Origin of the sequence: Duncaniella sp. (assembly GCF_029054785.1) — a bacterium.
Taxonomy (GTDB): domain Bacteria; phylum Bacteroidota; class Bacteroidia; order Bacteroidales; family Muribaculaceae; genus Duncaniella.
In genome coordinates, this window is the sequence record NZ_JAIDEN010000143.1 from 1 (window position 1) to 7,246 (window position 7,246).

General features: G+C 54.3%; 4 protein-coding genes. 3 read left to right on the forward strand and 1 reads right to left on the reverse strand.

Annotated features, from left to right (window positions below; translation table 11 throughout):
• Nucleotides 1-606 precede the first annotated feature (606 nt).
• From K2H17_RS08790 to K2H17_RS08800, 3 genes are read left to right on the forward strand one after another with little or no spacing between them, the layout of a single operon-like run.
• Nucleotides 607-3,264: a DNA gyrase/topoisomerase IV subunit A gene (locus tag K2H17_RS08790; RefSeq protein WP_300133843.1), complete on the forward strand. Its 2,658-nt coding sequence runs from the start codon at nt 607-609 to the stop codon at nt 3,262-3,264.
• A gap of 40 nt (nt 3,265-3,304) precedes the next feature.
• Nucleotides 3,305-4,177, forward strand: a complete 873-nt coding sequence (locus K2H17_RS08795; protein WP_300133837.1) for a DUF3316 domain-containing protein — start codon at nt 3,305-3,307, stop codon at nt 4,175-4,177.
• 23 nt (nt 4,178-4,200) lie between these two features.
• On the forward strand, nt 4,201-5,355 hold the full coding sequence (locus K2H17_RS08800; protein WP_300133839.1) for a S41 family peptidase: 1,155 nt from the start codon (nt 4,201-4,203) through the stop codon (nt 5,353-5,355).
• Nucleotides 5,356-5,422: 67 nt separating this feature from the next.
• Here the strand turns inward: K2H17_RS08800 and K2H17_RS08805 are convergent, their stop codons facing one another.
• Nucleotides 5,423-6,565, reverse strand: a complete 1,143-nt coding sequence (locus tag K2H17_RS08805) for a hypothetical protein (protein WP_300133841.1) — start codon at nt 6,563-6,565, stop codon at nt 5,423-5,425.
• Nucleotides 6,566-7,246: the final 681 nt, after the last annotated feature.

Consider the following 7,246-nt stretch of genomic DNA (forward strand, 5'->3'; position numbering starts at 1 on the left):
GGAGATACCACAGCTGCGGACCCCTCTGGGGCCCTTGCAGTGGCCTGGATTCGCCCCGCTGCTACGCAGCTTGCCTGATACGCGGGCCGGTGGGGGCATTAGCCGTTGGTATTAAAAAAAATTACCCCGCGTTCCGGATCGGATGGCGGGGTAGATCATTAAGGGTTAGTAAATAAAAAAATTGATTGTCTCTCGACAACCAATCTTAGTTAACCTTAAATCTAATACCATGAAAAACACATTGCAAAGTTACGCCATTTTTGAGATTCCGCCAAATTATCGGCTGCAAAAACTCACTTATTTAACATATTTTATAACGATTTGTTTTTAAAAGGCATTTTTAGACGATATTTTGGCAGAAAAAGCCACTTTCGCAAGCAAATTGTCATTGAGACATAATGACGGCATTCCTGGAGTGCATGCCGAGTCTGAAAACAACAGTTTGCGCCGACGCTAAAAATTTTGTATCTTTGCCTACATAGTAGGATGGATTCCAGGCCGGAAAGCGCCTGTGACCATCCGGATCAATCATAAAACTACGTTTCCACCACCATCATGAGCGAGGACACACCTATAAACGATGCCATAGAAGATCCTGAAGACGAAATGCGCGAAGAGAGCACTCCTGCACGCAAGGAGGGGTTCGATCCGCGGATAATAGTCGACACTTCAAATGACACGATCCGCCACCAGCTGCGCGGCATGTACCAGAGCTGGTTTCTGGACTATGCGAGCTATGTCATCCTTGAACGCGCTGTCCCCAGTATCGAGGACGGTCTCAAACCCGTGCAGCGGCGTATCCTCCATTCGATGAAGCTGCTCGACGACGGCCGTTTCAACAAGGTGGCCAACATCGTGGGCCACACCATGCAGTTCCACCCCCACGGCGATGCCTCGATCTACGAAGCTCTCGTACAGCTCGGCCAGAAGGAACTCCTCGTGGAGACGCAGGGTAACTGGGGCAACACCCTGACAGGTGCCTCGGCGGCGGCAGGCCGATATATCGAGGCCCGCCTCTCGCAGTTTGCCCTCGATGTGGTCTACAATCCCAAAGTTACCGAATGGACCCTCAGCTACGACGGCCGTAAGAAAGAGCCGGTCACGCTGCCGGTCAAATTCCCGCTTCTGCTTTCCAAAGGAGCCGAGGGCATTGCCGTCGGTCTGTCCTCCAAGATATTGCCCCACAACTTCAACGAGATCATCGACGCGGCGATCGCCTATCTGCGCGGCGAAGAGTTCACCCTCTATCCCGACTTCTTCACCGGCGGATTCATCGACGTCTCACGCTACAACGACGGCGAGCGCGGCGGTGTGGTCAAGATCCGCGCCAAGATCGAGAAGATCGACAACAAGACACTCGCCATCACCGAGATTCCCTACGGCAAGACCACCGCAACGCTCATCGAGTCGATCGTCAAGGCCCAGGAGGCCGGAAAGATCAAGATCCGCAGCGTCGACGACAACACCGGTGAACACGCCAACGTAATCGTCTACCTCCAGCCCGGCACATCGAGCGACAAGACAATCGACGCCCTCTATGCCTTCACCGACTGCGAGGTCTCGATCTCGCCCAACTGCTGTGTGATCTCAGGCAACAAGCCCCATTTCATCGGCGTGAGCGATGTCCTGCGCCACAACGTGGACTCCACGCGCACGATTCTCGGCAAGGAGCTGCGCATACAGCTCGACGAAGTGCGCGAGCAGCTCCACTTCGCCTCGCTCGAACGCATCTTCATCGAAGAGCGCATCTACAAGGACAAGGGCTACGAAGAGAGCGAGAACCGCGCACAGGCCATCAGCCACATCCGCGGAAGACTCGAAAAATATAAGGATTCGTTCATCCGCGAGATCACCGACGAGGATATCATCCGCCTCTTCGAGATCAAGATGGGACGCATCCTGAAGTTCAATGCCGACAAGTGTGAGGAGCAGATCGCAGCCTTCAATGAGCGCATCAACGATCTCAACTCCAAGCTCGAACGCCTGACAGAGTTCACAATCGAATGGTATGAGAACCTCAAGCGCAAATACGGCGACGCCTATCCGCGCATGACCGTACTGCGCAACTTCGACAACATCCAGGCAGCCTCCGTGGCCGAAGCCAACGAGAAGCTCTACATCAACCGCGAGGAGGGCTTCATCGGCACCGCTCTGAAAAAAGACGAGTTTCTCTGCAACTGTTCGTCGATCGACGATGTCATCATCTTCTACAAGGATGGCCGCTACAAGGTGGTCAAGGTCCAGGAGAAACTCTTCATTGACAAGAACGTGCTCCACGTCGACGTGTTCAAGCGCAACGACAAGCGCACGGTCTACAACGCCATCTATCAGGACGGCAAGGGCGGAACCTACTACATGAAACGATTCTTCGTCACCGGAATCACCCGCGACAAGGAATATAACCTCACCGCCGGAAAGCCCGGAAGCCGCGTCTGCTGGTTCACCGTCAACCCCAACGGCGAGGCCGAGGTGGTCAAAGTCACCCTCAAGCCCAAACTGCGCCTGAAGACACTCCAGTTTGACGTCGACTTCTCGAAGATCAACATCAAGGGACGCGCCTCGCTGGGAAACATCGTCACCCGCAACGAAGTCCACCGCTTCTCGCTCAAGGAGAAAGGCCGCTCGACCCTCGGCGGACGTGATGTCTGGTATGATCCGGATGTCATGCGTCTCAACTACGACGGACGCGGCGAATATCTCGGCGAGTTCAACTCCGGAGACCTCGTGCTGGTCATCCAGAAAAACGGCGAATACTACACCTCTACCTTCGAAGCCTCAAACCACTACCCCGACAACATTCTGCGCATCGAGAAATTCACACCCCACAAGGTATGGACAGCGATCCTCGACGACGCAGATCAGAAATATCCCTATCTCAAACGCTTCACTTTCGAGCCTACGGCCAAAGCGCAGCGCTATCTCGGCGAAAACGAGAAGTCAAGCCTGCTGCTTCTGAGCGACGAGCCGGGACTGCGCATCGAAGTAACCTTCGGTGGGGCCGACTCCTTCCGTCCGGCAATGGAAGTTGTGGCCCGCGATTTCATTGCCGTCAAATCCGTCAAAGCCAAAGGCAAGCGACTCACTACGTTCGCAATTGACCACATCACGGAACTCGAACCCGTAGCCACCGAAGAGGATCTCGACAGCGAGGACGACGATCAGCCCGACCAAACTTCCGCAACGGAGACCGCTCCACAGGCTGAACCCGAAAAGAGCGACGACGAGGTCCGCGACGAACTGACCGGGCAGCACAGACTCTTTTAGAGGGCCCCGATTCTCTTCATAGAAGCTCTTCACAACGCACATGATCAGAAAACCAATACTCTCCGCCATTGTCCTTGCACTCTCGGCAGTGCAGGGCCTCGGCGCGCAGACCCCTGCCGAGGCCGACACCGCGGCTACGGTCCTGCGGCCTGTCTTCGCGGCCTACACCGCCGAATGGGGCGCGGCCAAACTGACAGACACCTATCTGACCCCGCTCAGATATGAAGGCTGGCATGCCGGACTTGACTATCAGCGCTATCAGGCCATGAAATTCGACCCGCAGGCCTGGACCATGCGCCTCCACTTCAACCTCAGCATCGACAAGACCGACAGCCCCGCCCGCAACGCCTCGATGTGGGACATCATGCTCTCGGCCGACTGGGGCATGATGCGCAAATTCCGCCCCGTCGGCGGACTGACCCTTGCCGCCGGAGGTTCGACCGGAATCGAGCTTGGCTGCCTCTACAATCCGCGCAACGGCAACAACCCGGCCTCGGCAAAAGCCGCCTGGACCGTCAACCTGACCGGATTCGCCTCCTACCCCACCAGGATCCTGCGCCTGCCCGTCACATTCACCTATCAGCCGACTCTCCCCGTCACCGGAGTCTTCTTCTCGCCTGACTACGGCGAACTTTACTACGAAATCTGGCTTGGCGACCGTTCGGGCCTGGCACACTGGGCCTGGTGGGGCAACTATTTCAAACTTGACAACCAGCTGAGCGCCGACCTGCACTTCGGGGCGACAAACCTCCGTGTGGGCTACCACGGCTCCATTTTCTCTTCGAAAGTCAACCATCTGGTGACCAACAGATTCACCCACGCACTCACCGTCGGCATCAGCGGCGAATGGATCTCCGTCAATCCCCGCAGGGGCCTCCCGGCAAAGACCGTGATGATCAACGCGCTCTATTGATCCGCAATCACGCAATCCCACCTATGAAAAAGCAATTATCAATCATATACGCACTGCTTCTGACTCTGGCACTCGGCTCCTGCCATGAGGTCCGGGAGTATGACAACGATCCGCGCGGCAATTTCGAGGCCCTCTGGACCATTCTTGACGAGCACTACTGCTTCTTCGCACAGAAAGACATCGACTGGGATGCCGTCCATGACACCTACGCGCGCCGCATCGGTCCGGAAATGACGAGCGAAGAACTTTTCATTGTCTGCGCCGACATGCTCGACGAACTGCGCGACGGCCACGTGAACCTCTCCGCACCGTTCAACACCTCCTACTATCGGAAATGGTGGAGCGACTATCCGCAGAACTTCTCGATGCGTCTGATCGAGGAATCATATTTCAACTTCAACTACCGTCAGAGTTCAGGCATGCTCTACGGCATCCTCCGCGAGAACGTAGGCTATGTCTACTACGGATCTTTCGCCAACCCCATCGGCGAGGGCAACCTCGACAATGTGCTCTACTTCCTGAAAAATACCCAGGGCCTGATCATCGACGTCCGTGACAACGGCGGAGGCGACCTTACCAACGTCCGCACCCTCGTGGCCCGTTTTCTTACCGAGCCGCGCACTGTCGGCTACATCTCCCACAAGACCGGTCCGGGCCACGACGATTTCTCCGAACCGATGGAGATCACATACAAACCCGCAGCCGTGGGCCGCATCCGCTGGGGCAAGCCGGTGATCGTCCTGACCAACCGCTCGACTTTCTCGGCAGCCAACAACTTCGCATCGGTGATGAAACTCCTTCCTGGAGTACGCCTTGTGGGAGCCACCACAGGAGGCGGAAGCGGTATGCCCTATTCCTCCGAACTGCCCAACGGCTGGGGAGTGCGTTTCTCGGCCTGCTCTATGCTCGACGCCGAGCGCCACAGCACCGAGGCCGGAGTCGAACCCTCTGAGGGCTGCGCCGTCGACATGGATCCCGCCGATGCTCTCGCCGGAAAAGACACTATCCTTGAATTCGCCATCGCCCTGATTCAGAATCCTGAGGCGGATCTTGCGGGTCTTGCCCGAAGCGTAGCGGACAATATAGATTCCCGCGGGAAGGTCAAGCTGCTGCGAAGTCGCCCCCCGATGTCAAGATCAGTCGCACCATATCCCCCGACTCCAGCGTGTGGCCTCTGAGGAGATAAAACAGCTTTTGCACCGAGTATGTTTTTCGTGGAAAGAGGTCGGTAGTTTCGATCTTAACCTACTTGCCTGAACCGTGACAGGCGGGGCATTTGCCGGAGCCTTTGCATTTCTTGCATTTGCCCGTTCCGTTGCATGCGCTACATTTGGCTTCCGAACTGCCCGCTTTATTCCATCCGGTACCGTTGCAGTAGCCACACAATCCGCTTCCATGACACGCATTCTTGCGGCCACTTCCGCTTACCGGAGAACAAGTCCCGGAACCGTTGCACTGTCTGCATTTATGATTAGAAGCCTTAGTGTTTGAAGCGCTCCTCTTGGAAGTCGATATGTTTGAATCGGTAGTGCCTGATGCCTGAGTGGAACCTGTTCCTGTTATTCCGGAAACAGAGTTCATGATTCCTGAGAGGATATCGAACACATTATAATTAGCAGCGTTGGCCCGCGCCTCTTCCGCTGCATAATCGCGATTTTCCCAACCGCAGTAAATGCGATTGATGGTATAGCCGTCTTTCAGTCGCTGAGCTAAATAGTCCGACAGCTCTTTTTCAGTATCCAAAGCCCCTAAAGATTGTCGTGCTCCCAAGCCGTCGCGGTATTTATCGTAAATAACATAATAGTATGTCCAGTCACCATATTTATTATAGGACTTTGAAACACTTCCCACTACCCACGACTCAGCCGCCATTTTCTTGAAGCCCTTGATCAGCTCGCTATATCCCATATAAGTGGCATATTTCTGCTCTGTCACGTCATTATGTCCGTTTTGGGCATAGGCGGCATACGACGCATAAGTCGTGACGTATAATCCGTCTTTATTTTTCTTGGCAAGTTTTTTCTGGTCAAGCTTCTCGAAAAATTCCTGCTTGCTTATATTCGTCCTGAAATCATATAGGGCATAATGCCTGAGATTATTGTAATATGACAACGTGAAACCCTCTTTGAGTTTCTTTTTACTCTCCTTCTTTAAATCCCAAGGGGCTATTATTGCAAAAAATTGTCTGATGCCATCCGTATTGTTTTTATGTGTGACTATTGTGCCGAATTTGGAGTGGACTATTGATGTCACATAACGGTTCTGCTCAAAAAGCGATTGAATATCGGCCTCATTCGGCTCGGTCGAATAAATATCGCATTTTAAATCGTCTATTTTCTTGTCGGTCATGTGGATCACAAAGCTGCCGTCGTTGCGCTCATCTGCCATTGATGAAAGACAGCACAAAAGCAGAATCAGGATTAAATACTTTTTCATAAAAATATGCAATAAAATGGTTTATTTTTCTCATTAAAACGGGATAGGTCCAATATCGTAGGTTCAACTGGCAAGCGTAGAGTCCAAGGGTAAGTACAAAATTAACGATTTGTTTGAAGAACTCGGTCTTCTGGTTTGAAAAACTGAGTTTTTTACGAGGTCTAAGGTTCAATGGAGCGCTAGGGAAGGGGTGGTGGTTTGGTGGTTTGATGGTTTGGTGGTTTGATGGTTTGATGGTTTGGTGGTTTGTATCGCACCTACGGCGCTCTTGGGTGGGGAGGGGACGCGCGCAGATACCACAGCTGCGGACCCCCATGGGGCCCTTGCAGTGGCCTGAATTCTCCCCGCTGCTACGCAGCTTGCCTGGTCTGCAAGGGGTGGTGGGGTGTGCCGTTAGCGTTTCGCAGCTTGCCTGGTCCGCAAGAGGTGTTGGGGCCGTGCCGTTGGCGTTTCGCAGCTTGTATGGTACGCGTGGGCGTTTGGAGAATGTTGGGTGACGTGGTGGTTTGCTTTGTATCGCACCTACGGCGCTCTTGGGTTGGGAGGGGACGCGCGCAGATACCACAGCTGCGGACCCCGATGGGGCCCTTGCAGTGGCCTGGATTCGCCCCGCTGCTACGCAGCTTGCCTGGT